Annotated in this window: 16 protein-coding genes and 2 pseudogenes; 15 read left to right on the top strand and 3 right to left on the bottom strand. The window is 36.9% G+C overall.

Annotated elements, in window-relative coordinates; genetic code table 11:
* Positions 1-6 precede the first annotated feature (6 nt).
* The 7 genes from mutM (at position 7) to thrS (ending at position 8,252) form a co-directional block, all read left to right on the top strand.
* Complete coding sequence (mutM, locus tag H9632_RS04315; protein ID WP_191702873.1) at positions 7-879, top strand: bifunctional DNA-formamidopyrimidine glycosylase/DNA-(apurinic or apyrimidinic site) lyase; 873 nt, start codon at positions 7-9, stop codon at positions 877-879.
* A 12-nt stretch (positions 880-891) separates the two neighbouring features.
* On the top strand, positions 892-1,488 hold the full coding sequence (gene coaE, locus H9632_RS04310; protein WP_318247667.1) for a dephospho-CoA kinase: 597 nt from the start codon (positions 892-894) through the stop codon (positions 1,486-1,488).
* Positions 1,489-1,670: 182 nt separating this feature from the next.
* The gene (locus tag H9632_RS04305) at positions 1,671-2,690 is read left to right on the top strand and encodes a glyceraldehyde-3-phosphate dehydrogenase (RefSeq protein ID WP_191702872.1); all 1,020 of its coding nucleotides are present in this window, start codon (positions 1,671-1,673) and stop codon (positions 2,688-2,690) included.
* Between the two features lie 274 nt (positions 2,691-2,964).
* Positions 2,965-3,432: a transcriptional regulator NrdR gene (nrdR, locus tag H9632_RS04300; protein WP_191702871.1), complete on the top strand. Its 468-nt coding sequence runs from the start codon at positions 2,965-2,967 to the stop codon at positions 3,430-3,432.
* A 19-nt stretch (positions 3,433-3,451) separates the two neighbouring features.
* The gene (locus H9632_RS04295) at positions 3,452-4,816 is read left to right on the top strand and encodes a replication initiation and membrane attachment family protein (protein WP_191702870.1); all 1,365 of its coding nucleotides are present in this window, start codon (positions 3,452-3,454) and stop codon (positions 4,814-4,816) included.
* A gap of 2 nt (positions 4,817-4,818) precedes the next feature.
* On the top strand, positions 4,819-5,760 hold the full coding sequence (gene dnaI, locus H9632_RS04290) for a primosomal protein DnaI (RefSeq protein WP_191700671.1): 942 nt from the start codon (positions 4,819-4,821) through the stop codon (positions 5,758-5,760).
* Positions 5,761-6,320: 560 nt separating this feature from the next.
* The gene (thrS, locus tag H9632_RS04285; protein WP_191702869.1) at positions 6,321-8,252 is read left to right on the top strand and encodes a threonine--tRNA ligase; all 1,932 of its coding nucleotides are present in this window, start codon (positions 6,321-6,323) and stop codon (positions 8,250-8,252) included.
* A 108-nt stretch (positions 8,253-8,360) separates the two neighbouring features.
* Here thrS and H9632_RS18785 read toward each other — a convergent pair.
* Both H9632_RS18785 and H9632_RS18780 read right to left on the bottom strand, forming a co-directional pair.
* Positions 8,361-8,447, bottom strand: a pseudogene (locus tag H9632_RS18785) (manganese catalase family protein); the annotation flags it as partial.
* Positions 8,446-8,532 (bottom strand): annotated as a pseudogene (locus tag H9632_RS18780) (manganese catalase family protein); the annotation flags it as partial. The pseudogenes H9632_RS18785 and H9632_RS18780, both read right to left, overlap by 2 nt.
* A 445-nt stretch (positions 8,533-8,977) precedes the next feature.
* Between H9632_RS18780 and infC the strand changes: the two are divergent.
* The 5 genes from infC (at position 8,978) to H9632_RS04255 (ending at position 11,533) form a co-directional block, all read left to right on the top strand.
* Positions 8,978-9,481 (top strand): translation initiation factor IF-3, encoded by a 504-nt coding sequence (gene infC, locus H9632_RS04275; protein WP_191700545.1) that lies wholly within the window; start codon positions 8,978-8,980, stop codon positions 9,479-9,481.
* A 35-nt stretch (positions 9,482-9,516) separates the two neighbouring features.
* Positions 9,517-9,717: a 50S ribosomal protein L35 gene (rpmI, locus tag H9632_RS04270; protein ID WP_036156293.1), complete on the top strand. Its 201-nt coding sequence runs from the start codon at positions 9,517-9,519 to the stop codon at positions 9,715-9,717.
* Between the two features lie 76 nt (positions 9,718-9,793).
* Positions 9,794-10,153: a 50S ribosomal protein L20 gene (gene rplT, locus H9632_RS04265; protein WP_191702868.1), complete on the top strand. Its 360-nt coding sequence runs from the start codon at positions 9,794-9,796 to the stop codon at positions 10,151-10,153.
* A 78-nt stretch (positions 10,154-10,231) separates the two neighbouring features.
* Positions 10,232-10,498 (top strand): DUF1294 domain-containing protein, encoded by a 267-nt coding sequence (locus H9632_RS04260; protein ID WP_191702867.1) that lies wholly within the window; start codon positions 10,232-10,234, stop codon positions 10,496-10,498.
* Between the two features lie 444 nt (positions 10,499-10,942).
* Positions 10,943-11,533: a peroxidase-related enzyme gene (locus tag H9632_RS04255; protein ID WP_191702866.1), complete on the top strand. Its 591-nt coding sequence runs from the start codon at positions 10,943-10,945 to the stop codon at positions 11,531-11,533.
* Positions 11,534-11,689: 156 nt separating this feature from the next.
* Here the strand turns inward: H9632_RS04255 and H9632_RS04250 are convergent, their stop codons facing one another.
* Positions 11,690-12,070 (bottom strand): sigma-w pathway protein ysdB, encoded by a 381-nt coding sequence (locus H9632_RS04250; RefSeq protein WP_191702865.1) that lies wholly within the window; start codon positions 12,068-12,070, stop codon positions 11,690-11,692.
* 90 nt (positions 12,071-12,160) lie between these two features.
* Between H9632_RS04250 and H9632_RS04245 the strand changes: the two genes are divergently transcribed.
* The 3 genes from H9632_RS04245 to H9632_RS04235 all read left to right on the top strand — a co-directional run bounded on the left by H9632_RS04245 (position 12,161) and on the right by H9632_RS04235 (position 15,928).
* Positions 12,161-12,643: a dUTP diphosphatase gene (locus H9632_RS04245; protein ID WP_191702864.1), complete on the top strand. Its 483-nt coding sequence runs from the start codon at positions 12,161-12,163 to the stop codon at positions 12,641-12,643.
* Between the two features lie 90 nt (positions 12,644-12,733).
* Positions 12,734-13,822: a M42 family metallopeptidase gene (locus H9632_RS04240; RefSeq protein WP_191702863.1), complete on the top strand. Its 1,089-nt coding sequence runs from the start codon at positions 12,734-12,736 to the stop codon at positions 13,820-13,822.
* 360 nt (positions 13,823-14,182) lie between these two features.
* Positions 14,183-15,928 carry a methyl-accepting chemotaxis protein gene (locus tag H9632_RS04235; RefSeq protein ID WP_191702862.1) on the top strand — a complete coding sequence of 582 codons (1,746 nt, stop codon included), beginning with the start codon at positions 14,183-14,185 and terminating at the stop codon, positions 15,926-15,928.
* The last annotated feature ends 12 nt before the right edge of the window (positions 15,929-15,940 follow it).

Below are 15,940 nucleotides of genomic sequence, written 5' to 3'. Positions count from 1 at the left end.
CCATTTATGCCGGAATTACCAGAAGTAGAAGGTGTCGTACGAGATTTACGACCAATAGTAGAAGGGAAAACAATTGCAACTGTCACATTTTCAGACATTGTTTATGCATCCCATGAAGCAGGTAAACAAGCAATTGTAAAAAATGCGAAACCCTATCAGTTCGAACAGCTATTGACTAATATGAAAATTGAGAAACTAGAGCGTCGATCAAAATATATTTTCTTTCATTTAAACAAAAGTGGAGAAAGTTTCATTTTAGTTAATCATTTAGGGATGAGTGGGGCATGGTTTGTTGTAAATGATGTGTTAGAAATTACAGAAGAAAAATTCAGAAAGCATATTCATGCGGTTTTCACTTTAGCGAGTGGAGAATTACTTGTCTATGCAGATATTCGCCGCTTTGGTGAATTGCGCTTTATTAAAGAACTTGCGGACCATCCACCTTTACTTAAAATGGCACCGGAGCCATTTGATGACAGTGCATGTGATTTTTTCCTAACGCAAAGTGAAAAGCCGAAATTTGCGAAAAAGGCGATTAAAGAAGTCATTATGGATGGCCAAGTTATTTCAGGCTGTGGGAATATATATGCAACTGAAGCTTTATTTAAATTATTCATTCATCCAGGACGTGTGACAAGTGACCTAAGTAGAGAGCAAAAAACAGAGCTCTTTCAAGTGATTTGTGATGTACTGCAGGAAAGCATTGATTCTGGCGGCTCTACTATATCTGACTATCGCAGTATTAACGGTGGGGCAGGTACGATGCAGCATCGCTTGAAAATGTACGGGAAAAAACAATGTGTGATATGTGAAACAAATACAGAGTCCATCGTTATCGGAGGAAGGACGTCAACATATTGTCCTCAATGTCAAAAGTAAAGGGGAATTACTGTGATTATAGGTTTAACAGGAAGTATTGCAAGTGGAAAAAGTACAGTCGCAAAAATGATTCAGTCATATAACTTACCAATTGTTGATGCCGATCAAGTTGCACGACAAGTCGTAGAGCCAGGAAGTCCAACGCTTTTGAAAATCGCTGAAGTATTTGGACAGGATGTCATTTCTGAAGATGGTACAATGGACCGCGCTAAAGTAGGAAGTCTTATATTTCATGATGAATCGAAGCGTCAACAACTAAATGCCATCATTCACCCTGCGATTCGTGAGGAAATGATTCGTCAGCGTGATGAATTTATTTCTTACGGTGAAAAAAATGTATTTATGGATATCCCTTTATTATTTGAAAGCAAGCTCGAGCATTTTGTTGAAAAAATTATAGTAGTTTCGGTAACGGAGGGCGTACAATTAGAACGCTTAATGGAACGGAACGACTTGACAGAAGAAGACGCTAAGGCACGTATTGGCACGCAAATTCCTGTAAAAGATAAAGAAGCGCTTGCTGATGCAGTTATTTATAATAACGGTTCATTGGAAGATACGGCCCTTCAATTGCAAAATATTTTATATGAATGGAATGTTTTGAAATAAAATAATGCCTTGCCCGTTTTATGTGAAGTGGGTTAAGGCATTTATTTTTAGGGTATGTATTATCTGAAAATAACAACTTTTTTTATGTGTGTTAAATATGTTCACCTTTTTAGAATATGTGTTATACTAATCAACGAATAAATAAAACGAATGAATCGTACTTTTAGGAGGATTTAAATAATATGACAGTTTCTATTGCAATTAATGGTTTTGGCCGCATTGGTCGTATGGTATTCCGACAAGCGATGATGCGCGGTGATGTGAATATCGTAGCAGTAAATGCAAGTTACCCATCTGAAACGTTAGCACATTTAATTAAGTATGACACAAATCATGGTGTATTCCCAGGTACTGTTGAAGCGGTTGAAGGTGCATTAATCGTTAACGGTAAACGTGTTGAACTAGTTAGTGAACGCGATCCATTAAAATTACCTTGGGCAAAAATGGGAGTAGATATTGTAATCGAAGCTACTGGTAAATTCAATGACCGTGAAAATGCTGCAAAGCATATAGAAGCTGGCGCGAAAAAGGTTATTTTAACAGCTCCAGGTAAAAATGAAGATATTACAGTAGTGTTAGGTGTAAACGATGATAAATTAGATTTATCAAAACACGATGTCATTTCAAATGCTTCTTGTACTACAAACTGCCTAGCTCCAGTAGCAAAAGTATTAAATGATGAATTTGGTATTGTAAATGGCTTAATGACAACTGTACACGCTTATACAAATGATCAAAATAACATTGATAACCCACATAAAGATTTACGTCGTGCTCGTAACTGTGCATCGTCAATTATTCCAACTTCAACTGGTGCAGCTAAAGCTTTACGCTTAGTGTTGCCAGAATTAGATGGCAAAATTCACGGTATGGCCTTACGTGTACCTACACCAAACGTATCATTGGTGGACTTAGTTGTAGATTTAGAAAAAGATGTAACAGTAGAAGAAGTAAATGCTGCATTTAAAGCAGCTGCTGAAGGCAAAATGAACGGTATTTTAAACTTCTCAATGGAGCCATTAGTATCTTCAGACTATAATACGACAACATATTCTTCTACAGTTGATGGACTAACAACAATCGTTTTAGGTGACCGTAAAGTAAAAGTAATTGCTTGGTATGATAACGAATGGGGTTATTCTGCACGTGTAGTAGACTTAGCAAATAAAATTGCCAAAGAATTAGTAGCGGTGAATGCATAATTTAATTTCTTTTTACGAATAAAAGAATGAAAAGTCTTGATTGTAAATTCGGAAAGTGATTCTTTTGGCATATATAGTGCCGGGATATAACTAAACTATTGCCTTTTGTAGAATATTTATTTTTACAAAAGGCATTTTCTATTGTGTGAATCGATAGGGCACTATATAATTGAATCACTTTCCTTTTGGAAAATTTCGACGCGCATGAAGAACTATTTCACGCGCGTTGTTTTTGTTATAATATAGATAAACTAACATTTAGGAGAAATAAAATATGAGATGTCCAGCTTGTCAATACAACGGTACACGTGTTGTAGATTCAAGACCTGTTGATGATAATAAAGAAATTCGAAGACGTCGTGAATGTGAATCGTGTGCTTTCCGTTTTACGACATTTGAAAAAATAGAAGAAACACCATTAATCGTTGTGAAAAAGGGTGGCTCACGTGAAGAATTCAGCCGTGAAAAGGTATTGCGAGGACTAATACGGGCATGTGAGAAGCGGCCGGTTGCTTTAGATCAATTGGAAGAGATTGTATTATCAATTGAAAAGGAATTACGTCGACTTGGCAATGCAGAAGTACGCTCGGAAGATGTGGGTGAAATGGTAATGGATCGCCTTGCAAAAGTTGATGAAGTTGCATATGTACGATTTGCATCCGTTTATCGACAATTTAAGGATATTACTGTATTTATTGAGGAACTAAAAGAAATTATGACACGTCAGTCAAGTGACAAATAAGTTTTAGGAGGGGGACAAAATGGTTCATTTTAAAGAAATACAGCCAACAGATCATTTTGAAATAACGCTCCCTCACGCATTATCTACAAATGAACGTCAATTATTAACATTATTTTATCAGCCCCTAACAGGACCGGAGCCGATAAGTTTATTTTTAACGCTCTGGGCGGAAGCTGAAAATCATACGCCTCAGCAATATAATCATTATTATTTGATGCATGTATTGTCCATGCCTTTAAAGAAGATTTTTGAAGCACGAATCGCATTGGAAGCGATTGGTTTAATGCGCACTTGGAGAAAGGATACTGCTAATGAACGCTATTTTATATATGAATTAGTAAGACCACTCGATGCACCGAGCTTTTTTAAAGACCCGCTATTATCGATGTTCCTATTTAGTAAAATTGGTGAGGGAGCTTATCGAAAGTTACGTCAGCGCTTTTTAACTCAGCCAAATAAAGAACAGTATGAAGAGGTCACACGTACATTTATGGATGTGTACCGTCCGATTAATCAAAATCTGCCTCAGGATGAATTGGAAACAATGACACCGAAGCAAAGTGACTATCCTTTTTATTATGAGCAATTTGATTTTAAGCTACTGCAGGCTGGCTTATCTGAGCAGTTAATACCGAGTGCAGCATTAACAGTGAAAGCACGGGAAACAATTGCAAAGCTTGCCTTTTTGTATCACCTCACGCCATTGCAAATGCAAAAAGTGGTAATACAAGCATTGGACGAGCAAAATAAACTAACGACCGAGCGTTTAAAACGTTGTGCAGCGGATTATTATAAATTGACCGTTTCTACAGAAGCTCCGGTCATGACAAAAGTATTTGATGCAAAAAATAATGATACTTTACACGCGGAAAACTTAACGAAGGAACAAGAACTTCTGCATTATTTGGAAACAACGCCGCCTGTTCAAGTGTTGCGTGACATCAATAATGGGAAAGAACCAATTCCTTCCTCAATTCAACTTGCAGAAGATTTAGTTGTAAAGTATAGCATGCCTATAGGAGTGGCTAATGTACTGCTCGAATATGTCATGTTATCGACAGATATGAAATTACCGAAAAGTTATGTAGAAAAAATCGCAGATCACTGGAATCGTAAGCAATTGAAGACGGCTAAAGAGGCGATGGATTTAGCTCGTGAAGAACGTGATAAATATACGAAATGGAAACAGGAAAGTTCAGTGGTCAAACAACCGGCCAATTCCCAAAAGAAGCCCTCGTACAATCGTAAAAGTGGACGAGATGAACAAGTTCCTGACTGGTTTTACAAGCGCAATGAGCAGCAACAGCCAGAAAAAGATAGTGCAGTGGATTTCGAGCAGGAGCGCTTAAAAATATTACAAAAGCTTGATAGGGCAGGTGAATAACAATAGAACCGATTAATAATCAATTAAATCAAATTAAGAAAAAAATGCCCTCTTTTGAAGAACGTTTTGAAGCGATGCGCAGAGAGACGATCGAACATCCGAAAGTTCAACAGTTTTTACGTGAACATGAACAGCAAGTGACGAAAGAAATGGTTGAAATTAGTTTACCTAAATTATACGAATTTATTTCACAGTCAACGGGATGTTGCGGAAATGGTCATACAGGACAATGTACAAATTTATTGCAAGGTTATCTTCCAAAACTATTTATAACGCATAATGTCATTGATATTACGTATGTTCCTTGTGAGCAAAAGCTTCGTGAAGATGAACGACGTGATGTAGCCAATATGATTTCGAGCATGCATATGCCAAAAGATGTATTAAAGGCAACATTAAAAGATTTGGCAATCGACAATCATTCCCGACTTAGTATTGCAGAACAAGCAGCAGAATTTGTCGCGACTTATAAGCGAACGGGAGAATTACCGAAAAAAGGATTTTACTTGTACGGGAAATTCGGTGTAGGAAAATCCTTTGTACTTGGAGCGATTGCAAATGAGCTTGCAACACTAAAGGTAAGAACAGTTGTCGTATTTGTTCCTGAGTTTTTACGAGAAATGAAAAATGCGATTAGCGACAATACATTGAATGAAAAAATAGACTATGTTAAAAAGGCGCCTGTATTAATGTTGGATGATATCGGCGCAGAGACGATGTCGGCATGGACACGTGATGAAATACTTGGGACGATTCTACATTACCGAATGAGTGAAGAATTACCGACATTTATTACATCGAACTTTGATTATAAAGGGCTGGAGCATCATTTAGCGCAATCACAACGTGGTGATATCGAAGTCGTAAAGGCTGCTCGTATTATGGAACGAATTAAAGCTGTGACAATTCCGGTTGCGATGGATGGAGTCAATCGTCGAGAATAAAAAATAAAAGAAAAATTTACTTTTTACCAGTTGCAATTGTTATAAATCGAGCGTATACTTTGAACGTAATTAAACAAAAAATGCATTGAAAAGGACAACAAGTTTAACGAACTAGCTTTTAGAGAGGGAAGTCATGGCTGCAAGCTTCCTAGCACAGGCGTTTTACTTTACTACCTTCGAGCAGTGGCGGGGCCAATCCGTCAACGTTTCTCAGTACGTTAACTGACCGAGAGCTTCTTATTCGTATTGACGAAGAAGGAAGAAGGGTGGCACCACGAGCATACAGCATCGTCCCTTTTATAGGGACGGTGCTTTTTATTTTGCCTTAATATGCAAATATTTTGACTGGTAAGAAATATTGGGAGCAAATTAATTTATAGCTATAGATTAGTTGATTGTAGTGTAGGGCGGCGACTCCAGCGGGAAAAGCGTGACGCCTGAGACTACAGGCTCAGGCCACGCCCGCGGAAAGCGTCCGCCCGAAACGGAAATCAACGGATTAGGATGACGACACTTTGCTACTCTCGATTAAATGAAACCCTTATAAGGAGGACAACAACATGTCAGAAATGATCAAATTAACTTTCCCAGATGGCGCAGTAAAGGAATTTGCCAAAGGAACATCTACATTAGACGTTGCAGGCTCTATTAGCCCAGGTTTAAAAAAATCAACATTAGCCGGTAAAATCAACGGCACACTTATCGATGCTAAAACAGGTCTTGAACAAGATGGTTCAATCGAAATTATTACTAACAAGTCGGATGAAGCGTTAGAAATCCTTCGTCACTCAACTGCTCATTTAACAGCACAAGCAGTAAAACGTCTATACCCAGATGCTAAATTAGGTATTGGTCCAGTCATCGATTCAGGCTTCTACTATGATATTGATTCACCAACACCAATCACAGCTGAAGATTTACCAGCTATCGAAAAAGAAATGAAAAAAATCATTGCTGAAAATATTGAAATCGAGCGCAAAAATGTTTCTCGTGATGAAGCACAAAAAATTTACGAGGAAGTTGGCGACGAGTATAAATTAGAATTACTTGAAGCTATTCCAGCAGATGATCAAGTATCAATCTACTACCAAGGCGATTTCTTTGACCTTTGCCGTGGTGTACACGTACCATCAACTGGGAAATTAAAGGAGTTTAAACTATTATCTTTAGCGGGTGCATACTGGCGCGGAAACTCGGATAATAAAATGCTACAACGTATTTATGGTACAGCATTCTTTACAAAAGATGAGTTGAAACATCACCTGCAAATGCTTGAAGAAGCAAAAGAGCGTGATCACCGTAAAATCGGTAAAGAATTAGATTTATTCATGACTTCTCAAACAGTAGGGCAAGGTCTACCATTATGGTTACCAAATGGTGCAACAATCCGTCGTACAATTGAGCGTTACATCGTAGACAAAGAATTATCTTTAGGCTACAAACACGTTTATACACCAGTACTTGGTTCGAAAAAATTATATGAAACTTCAGGTCACTGGGAGCACTATCAAGATGGTATGTTCCCTCCGATGGAAATGGATAACGAAACATTAGTGTTACGTCCAATGAACTGCCCTCACCATATGATGGTATTCAAAAACGGTCTGCACTCTTACCGTCACTTGCCAATCCGTATTGCAGAACTTGGGACAATGCACCGTTACGAAATGTCAGGTGCGGTATCTGGTTTACAACGTGTACGCGGGATGACTTTAAACGATGCGCACATTTTCGTTCGTCCAGATCAAATTAAAGCGGAATTCAAAAAGGTAGTTGAATTAATCCTTGAAGTTTATAAAGACTTCGAATTAAAAGATTTCTCATTCCGTCTTTCTTACCGTGATCCGAACAACACAGAGAAGTATTTTGATGACGATCAAATGTGGGAAACTGCACAGGCAATGTTAAAAGAGGCGATGGATGAGCTAGGTTATGATTACTTCATCGCAGAAGATGAAGCAGCATTCTATGGTCCAAAATTAGATGTTCAAGTAAAAACTGCTATCGGTAAAGAAGAGACATTATCGACTGCTCAGCTTGACTTCTTATTACCACAACGTTTTGATCTTTCTTACATCGGTGAAGATGGTCAACCACAACGCCCAGTAGTTATACACCGTGGTGTTGTATCGACAATGGAACGCTTTGTAGCATTTTTAATTGAAGAGTACAAAGGGGCATTCCCAACTTGGTTAGCACCAGTTCAGGCAACTATTATTCCTGTATCAAACAGCGTTCATTATGACTACGCTCGTGAAGTTCAGGAAAAATTAGCAGCTGCTGGCGTACGTGTTGAAATGGATGATCGAGAAGAGAAATTAGGCTACAAAATCCGTGAATCTCAAATGAAGAAGATCCCTTATATGCTCGTACTTGGAGATAAGGAAGTAGAAGATAATGCAGTAAATATTCGTCGCTACGGTTCGAAGGATTCAGAAACAATCAGCTTTGAGCAATTCTTGGCAGACATTACTGAAGAAATAAAAAAGTAATATAGCAACGGGGAGCTTGGAACAAAAGCTGTCTCCATAATAAAAGCAGTTCAAATTTTACGATAAGTAAAAAATTTGAACTGCTTTATTTTTGTGCCTAGAGATTATCATATGATAGAATCTTGATACTTGGAGACGACCTTGTGAATCAGCATTTAAGTTTGCGCGGAAATCAGCAAGTAAGTTTCCGCTCGAGCACTTCCTGGATCTGACGTGCTAATAATGGATCGGGTCTTTCAACTTTTACCTCAAATTGCAATTCTTTTTGATGTCTAAACATTTTATAGATTCCTCCTATCGGTAAATTTTGAATCTATAACTAGATACCACGGAAAAAGAAAATAAAACATTGAAAATTTAAAAAAATTATAAACTTAAAAGATTATATTATAAAGCATATTAAAATGCTTGACGTTATTTTTAAAGCATGCTAAGATTGTTTAAGTTATGAATACAAAAGTTTGCAAGTAGAGGCTGCCCGCTTCTCACCTGATTAAGTGCTTTTATAAGTTACGAGCAGGTATTAGACACGTTGAATTGTTTTGCGCAGGACTGCGTATGCACATATAGCGGGCGGACATCTCAAATGTCCGTCCTTTTTGTTTGAATAAAACGAAAAGTACATATGGACATAACGCAGAGGTGTACCGTTCGACCGGGTTATACTTTACACCAACTCATGTATTCCGACAAACATTTGGAGGTGGATTAATATTAGCAAAGACATGTATGTAAACGAAGGCATTCGCGCACGCGAACTTCGTCTAATCGACCACAATGGTGATCAACTAGGTCTAAAAACGCGTACAGAAGCGATGGAGATTGCCGCTCGTGCTAACTTGGATCTTGTCCTTGTGGCCCCTCAAGCCAAGCCACCAGTCGCTCGTGTTATGGACTATGGTAAATTTAAGTTTGATCAGCAAAAGAAAGACCGTGAAATTCGTAAAAATTCTAAAGTTATCGTTATGAAAGAGGTTCGCTTGAGCCCAACGATCGATGAACATGATTTTCAAACGAAATTACGTAACGCGATTAAGTTCCTTGAAAAAGGTGACAAAGTTAAAGCATCAATTCGCTTTAAAGGTCGTGCAATTACACACAAAGAAATCGGTCAACGTGTGTTAGATCGCTTTGCTGAAGCGTGTGCTGAAGTATCTACGGTTGAACAAAAACCGAAGATGGAAGGCCGAAGCATGTTCTTAGTTCTTCAACCAAAGAATGAGAAATAATACTGATGTATAAACAAGTTTAGGAGGAAATCGACATGCCAAAAATGAAAACTCACCGTGGAGCTGCGAAACGTTTCAAAAAAACAGGTACTGGTAAATTAAAATTTGACCGTGCTTATGGCTCTCACTTATTCGCTAACAAATCAACTAAAGCAAAACGTCACTTACGTAAAGCGAAAGTTGCATCTTCAGGCGATTTCAAACGTATCCGTACATTATTAACTTACATGAAGTAATCTTTGACCGTTTTAAAGATTATTAAAAAAACAAAAAAACAACTACATTCGAAAGAATTAGCAGGAGGTAATTACTATGCCACGCGTTAAAGGCGGAACAGTAACACGCGCTCGTCGCAAAAAAGTTTTAAAATTAGCTAAAGGTTACTACGGTTCAAAACATACATTATACAAAGTAGCTAACCAAGCAGTAATGAAATCAGGTCAATATGCATACCGTGACCGTCGTCAAAAGAAACGTAATTTCCGTAAATTATGGATCACTCGTATCAACGCAGCTGCTCGCATGAACGGTTTATCTTACTCTCGTTTAATGCACGGCTTAAAAGTAGCAGGTATCGAAGTTAACCGTAAAATGTTAGCTGACTTAGCTGTAACTGATAGCGCAGCATTCACTCAATTAGCTGACGAAGCTAAAAAAGCAGTCGCTAAATAATTAGCAATTACTTTTATAATTAGACTGGTAGGGAATTTTCCTTATCAGTCTTTTTTCAAATTGAGGAGGAATATGTTGATGGCATTGGCAGCACTTTCATATTTAGTAGTCGTTTCACTCATTTTGTGCATCTATATGTATATTGATAAAGAACGTGCAAAAAAACAGGAGTGGCGCATTTCAGAAAAAACATTGCTGACGCTTGGATTATTAGGTGGAGCATGCGGTGGTGTGTTAGGAATGTATTTATTCCGGCACAAAACAAAGCACAATAAATTCGCATTCGGATTTCCATTAATGGCTGCAGTACATATTTTTCTATTAGTACAGTTATATAGTATTTAATTAAACGCATTAAGGAAGTGTTTTCCTTAGTGTGTTTTTTGTTATGGGGCATTTATTGTTTCTACTTTTTGAGGAAATTTGGCGAATATCTGGATGATAGGAGCGATTATATAAAAATTTTGGCTATTATACGTTGAATTGACGAATATCTTCTAGTGAGTGACGATTATCGGGTGAGCAGTGACGATTAAATTTGTGATACTGACGATTAAGTGGACAATATTGACGATTATCCTTTATAAAGCGGCTAATATACTTCACGGCTTTAATCCTTATTCCTACAAAAGCGGTTTGTATTGTAAATAGTTGTAATTTATAATGTATTCAGAAGGCTTATTATAAGGAGGAATTTTTCATGACAGTTGCCACACAATTAAAGCTTTGGAATCAACTAAGAGAATGGAAGTCCCGTGTATTTACAATTATATTAGTTGGTGAAAAATAATGAGCAAATACAATGAACAGTTGTCGCATTTACAAAAGCCTAATGAAAAGGAAATTCCGAATGATTTACAGAAAATTTTCGACGACCATGTAGAAAAGCAATTGGAGCAAAATGGTTTCGTAAATAATTTATTTAAAGTGCTTCCATTAAATGCTGCGCAATATAAAGGATTTTTAGATTTCAAATATACCTTGTTTAATGAAGAAACATGCTATTTATCAACAGCAGATAAAGAAATGATTGGACTTGTTGTGTCTTCAACCAATAATTGCAGTTACTGCTTAACAACACATAGTGATATATTGCGTGGGCTGACGAAAAATCCAGGGTGGGTAGACCAGCTTTCATATAATTATCGTTCTGCAAAACTGACAGATAAGCAGCGCGCATTATGTGATTATGCATATCGTGCGACGCGTTATCCCAATGAAATTACTACAAAAGAAGTAGATTTATTGCGTGAAGCTGGTTTTAATGACCATGAAGTTTTAGAAGCGGCATTTGCAGTAGGCTTCTTCAACTACACAAATAGATGGGTAAGTACAATAGGCGCGATTGCCAACGAAGGACATTACGGACATAACCGGTAAATAAGCGGATGCTACAGTTCAATGTAGCATCCGTTGTTACTTCTAAATGATAGAAATAATAGCATTAAATTATGACTACTAAACAAGGTTTATTCATGATACGGTTGTAACCTCAAAAAAATAGCGAATCACAATTCCGTGATCCGCTCATAGTATTCAATCTTGCATTAATTGCTCAATTGGATTTTTCCAGTTAATTTTCGCGTTAGGATAATTCATTAAAATTTCTTTTTCCAAATATAAAAAATCCTCTTTCGTAAAGCCTTGAAGTTTCATCTCATCATGGACGAAGACGAAAATGCTGACGACATCAAATGCATTTTCAGTCGTACCTAAATATTTCTCTCCTTCAAATAATGCTCCTTTATACGTAATGAAAAAGTTTTTCCGAATGTTCTTCACATCATCATAAAAATAATAGTGTCCATTTTCATAGGCCTCATCTAATTTACGCTTCGGGTCAGTTAAGTAGCGTACCCCTTTGTAAAATATGTAAATGATGAGAAGGATAATGGCAAACCGTAATAATACAGCCATAATACTTCCTCCTTGCTAGCGGTGTTTCTCTGCTATACGATTAAGTAGTAGAAAAAGTTTCAATATTTTTAGCAAAAGAGGGATTTTATTATGGAATTTAGTCAATTATTTGAAATGCAGAAGCAGCTTGACCGGTATATTGAAGAAACACAAAATATACAACATGACGTTTTTGATGAAAAAGGACTGGCGTTATTGGTTGAGCTTGGAGAGTTGGCAAATGAGACGCGCTGTTTTAAGTTTTGGTCCACAAAAGGTCCGTCGGAGCGAAGTGTTATTTTGGAGGAGTTTGTAGATTCCATTCATTTCATGCTATCACTTGGGTATATGCGTGATTTCAAACTGGATGAATGGCCCGTTGTAATGGAGAAAGCGGATTTAACAAAGTGTTTTATTAATGCAACACAAACGGTTCTTACCTTCTTGCAGCACCAAACAGAGGAAAACTATAAAGACATTTGGACACAGTATAGCTTAATTGCCTACAATTTAGGTTTCACGGTAGAGGATATTATAGAGGCATATAAACTAAAAAATGAAAAAAACTATGAACGTCAACGGAATGGCTATTAAAACAGTTTTAATTGGTCAGCAATAAACTATTTCACATTTCGAAATATTGGCGCTATAATAGGTAAGAGTAACTATTAGGGGGATATCCACATGACAAAGCTAGATGCTACATTACAAATGTTTAAAGATTTAACAGATGCAAACGGAATTCCAGGAAACGAACGCGCTCCACGTGAAGTAATGAAAAAGTATATTGAGCCATTTGCAGATGAAATAGAAACTGATAACTTAGGTAGCTTAATTGCCAAAAAAGTGGGCGATGAAAATGGTCCAAAAATTATGGTTGCTGGCCACTTAGATGAAGTTGGTTTTATGGTAACTCGCATTGATGACAAAGGTTTTGTATTTTTCCAAACAGTGGGCGGCTGGTGGAGTCAAGTTATGCTTGCTCAACGTGTTACAATTACAACACGAAAAGGGGAAGAAATTATTGGGGTTATCGGTTCAAAACCACCACATATTTTACCGGCAGATGTCCGCAACAAAGTAGTGGATATTAAGTCGATGTTCGTTGATATCGGCGCTACTTCCAAAGAAGAAGCGATGGAGTGGGGAGTGCGTCCAGGGGATATGATCACGCCGTACTTCGAGTTCCATGTAATGAAAAATGAAAAGCATCTTTTGGCTAAAGCATGGGACAATCGTATTGGCTGCGCCATTGCAATCGATGTTTTAAAAGCATTAAAAGACGAAAAGCATCCGAACATCGTATACGGTGTCGGGAATGTGCAAGAAGAAATCGGCTTGCGCGGTGCAAAAACGTCAACATTTAAAGTACAGCCGGATATCGGTTTTTCTGTAGATGTAGGTGTTGCTGGAGATACGCCAGGTGTAACATCAAAAGAATCTACTTCAAAAATGGGTGAGGGTCCACAAATTGTTGTATTCGATGCATCGATGGTTTCTCATACAGGCTTACGCGAATTTGTACTTGATGTGGCAGAAGAAGCAGGTATCCCATATCAATTCGAAGCGATGGCAGGCGGGGGCACGGATGCAGGCAGTATTCATATTACTGCAAACGGTGTTCCATCATTAGCGATCGGTGTTGCTACACGCTATATTCACTCGCATGCAGGTATTTTACATCGTGATGACTATGATAATGCCGTAAAATTAATCGTAGAAGTAATCAAGCGATTAGACCGTGAGACAGTAAATAAAATTACGTTTGAATAATTAGAGTTTAAAATGATTCAATTAAATTTAAAAGGTGGGTTTGTCGATAAAAAGACAAACCCACCTTTTTGTTAAGAGGCTGAATGCTAATATTTCGGCTTCTTTTGTTTTTATATTAAATGAATTTATATTGGAATTATCTGAATTTTAATAAATATATGTCGCTTAGGTATATTTTACTAAAAAATGAATAATTTATAAAAATATAAAACGTTACAAAGGGACTATGCTCACTCGAAAAGAAGTAGTTTCAATGATATAGTTTATAACTGGGTTTAAAATGATTTACATGATTTTATTGCCAATTTTTAACGGAATAATTAATGGAAACAAAATAATCAGGAAAAAGGAAGGATAAACATGTTTCGAAATCTAACATTTTTCACAAAAAACATATTAGTTACTATAGTAACAATTTTATTTGTAGGGACAGTTCTTATTGGTATAAGTTATGTTGTACAGGGATATTTATTAAAGGAACAGTTAAGAGAACAGACACAGGATATTTCTGAGTCTTGGTACGAAAAGCTAGATGGAAATGAAGTTGAACAATTAATACAGGAAACAAATATTCAAAGTCCTGTACATAAAAAATATACAGATATGTTCAACAAAATGAGTGAATATAATCCTGTAGTAGCACAAGGCTATATTTATGGGGTTGAATTAGCAGGAGAAAAGAACAATGAAACGTCATTAATTTCATTCGATGATGCGATTTGGGAAATGTTTAAAGGGGAAGGCCTACAACCTGGTACTTTATACGAACAGCCGGATATTGTCGTTGAGGGATTAAATATTTTAAAAGAAACAGGCAAACCGCAATTTACAGAGATTTATAAAGATGACTATGGTACATGGTTAACGTTTATGTACCCAATTTTCAATGCACAAAACGATTTAATTGCCTATTATGCTATTGATGTAAATGCTTCAAGTGTTGGTGAAGGTCAAATGGGATTGTTAATGTGGTCATCAATCATACTGGCAATATTATTAATCATTGCAATTCTTGTGCAGTATTTCGTTATTAAATCCCAGCTAAAACCTTTAACTTACTTGTTGGCAGGGATTAATAAAGCAAGTAAAGGCGATTTAACGGTTAATATACCAGAAGGAAAAGATGAATTGGGCACAGTAAATGCACGATTCAATGAGATGATTTCCTCATTAAGTAATATTGTAAACAGTGTGAATGTTTCAGCTGGGAAAGTAAAAGAAGACTCCATTCAATTGGAAAATGCTTTTATGTCAACATTTAATACATTTGATAAAATTACCGGCGCGGTTACAAACATGAAAACGAATTTAAAAGGGCAAGAAACTTCAATTGAAGAGGCAGCATTATCGATGGAAGAGATGTCTGGACAAGTTCAGCAAATTGCAGTGGATGTAACTGATGTATACAAATACGCTGAAGACGTTACTGCATATTCGAATGATGGTAGCAAGGCAATCGCAGATGTAACGAATCAAATGGAATCCATTGTAGTAAATGTAGAAAATTCGAATCAAAATATTGGTACTTTAGTAAATTTATCCGATGAAATCGGTAAGTTTCTACAGATTATTACAGATATTTCAGATGCGACTAATTTATTGGCATTAAATGCAAGTATTGAAGCTGCGCGTGCAGGAGAACATGGAAAAGGGTTTGCTGTAGTCGCACAGGAAGTTAAAAAGCTATCTGAGCAGTCAGCTAAATCAACAGAAGGCATTCAAGAACTGATTGGACGTGTACGAGAAGCGGTAACAGAAGCACAAAAGTTTATGGAAAGCATAAAAATTGGTGTAGATGGTGGGAAAAAATCTACTCTGCATACAAACGAAATGTTCAATAAAATCTATGAATTTAATAAAGAAATTACGGATAAATTGCAATCAGTATCTTTGGCTACAGAGGAAATTTCCGCAGGCGTAGAAGAATCTACAGCCATGATTATTACATTATCTACAAATGCTAGCGAAATTGTAGACGGATATGAAGGTATAGCTACGAATGTAGAAAACCAACGTGGTACTTTAGGCAATATCCGAAATATGTCTGAGAACTTAAAAGTCACTTCCGAGGAATTAGAAGAAGTTGTTAGTACGATTAAAAATTAAAGAGTTTTAATC

Origin of the sequence: Solibacillus merdavium, assembly GCF_014836935.1 — a bacterium.
GTDB classification, from domain to species: domain Bacteria; phylum Bacillota; class Bacilli; order Bacillales_A; family Planococcaceae; genus Solibacillus; species Solibacillus ferritrahens.
The sequence above is the reverse complement of the archived record's forward strand: the minus strand, read 5'-3'. Positions and strand labels throughout refer to the sequence as shown.

Excerpts from the sequence above, each read along its gene's own strand:
- mutM (WP_191702873.1), top strand. The coding sequence starts at position 7 with ATGCCGGAATTACCAGAAGTAGAAGGTGTCGTACGAGATTTACGACCA.
- H9632_RS04305 (WP_191702872.1), top strand. The coding sequence starts at position 1,671 with ATGACAGTTTCTATTGCAATTAATGGTTTTGGCCGCATTGGTCGTATG.
- nrdR (WP_191702871.1), top strand. The coding sequence starts at position 2,965 with ATGAGATGTCCAGCTTGTCAATACAACGGTACACGTGTTGTAGATTCA.
- H9632_RS04295 (WP_191702870.1), top strand. The coding sequence starts at position 3,452 with ATGGTTCATTTTAAAGAAATACAGCCAACAGATCATTTTGAAATAACG.
- thrS (WP_191702869.1), top strand. The coding sequence starts at position 6,321 with ATGTCAGAAATGATCAAATTAACTTTCCCAGATGGCGCAGTAAAGGAA.
- infC (WP_191700545.1), top strand. The coding sequence starts at position 8,978 with ATGTATGTAAACGAAGGCATTCGCGCACGCGAACTTCGTCTAATCGAC.
- rpmI (WP_036156293.1), top strand. The coding sequence starts at position 9,517 with ATGCCAAAAATGAAAACTCACCGTGGAGCTGCGAAACGTTTCAAAAAA.
- rplT (WP_191702868.1), top strand. The coding sequence starts at position 9,794 with ATGCCACGCGTTAAAGGCGGAACAGTAACACGCGCTCGTCGCAAAAAA.
- H9632_RS04260 (WP_191702867.1), top strand. The coding sequence starts at position 10,232 with ATGGCATTGGCAGCACTTTCATATTTAGTAGTCGTTTCACTCATTTTG.
- H9632_RS04255 (WP_191702866.1), top strand. The coding sequence starts at position 10,943 with ATGAGCAAATACAATGAACAGTTGTCGCATTTACAAAAGCCTAATGAA.
- H9632_RS04250 (WP_191702865.1), bottom strand. The coding sequence starts at position 12,070 with ATGGCTGTATTATTACGGTTTGCCATTATCCTTCTCATCATTTACATA.
- H9632_RS04245 (WP_191702864.1), top strand. The coding sequence starts at position 12,161 with ATGGAATTTAGTCAATTATTTGAAATGCAGAAGCAGCTTGACCGGTAT.
- H9632_RS04240 (WP_191702863.1), top strand. The coding sequence starts at position 12,734 with ATGACAAAGCTAGATGCTACATTACAAATGTTTAAAGATTTAACAGAT.
- H9632_RS04235 (WP_191702862.1), top strand. The coding sequence starts at position 14,183 with ATGTTTCGAAATCTAACATTTTTCACAAAAAACATATTAGTTACTATA.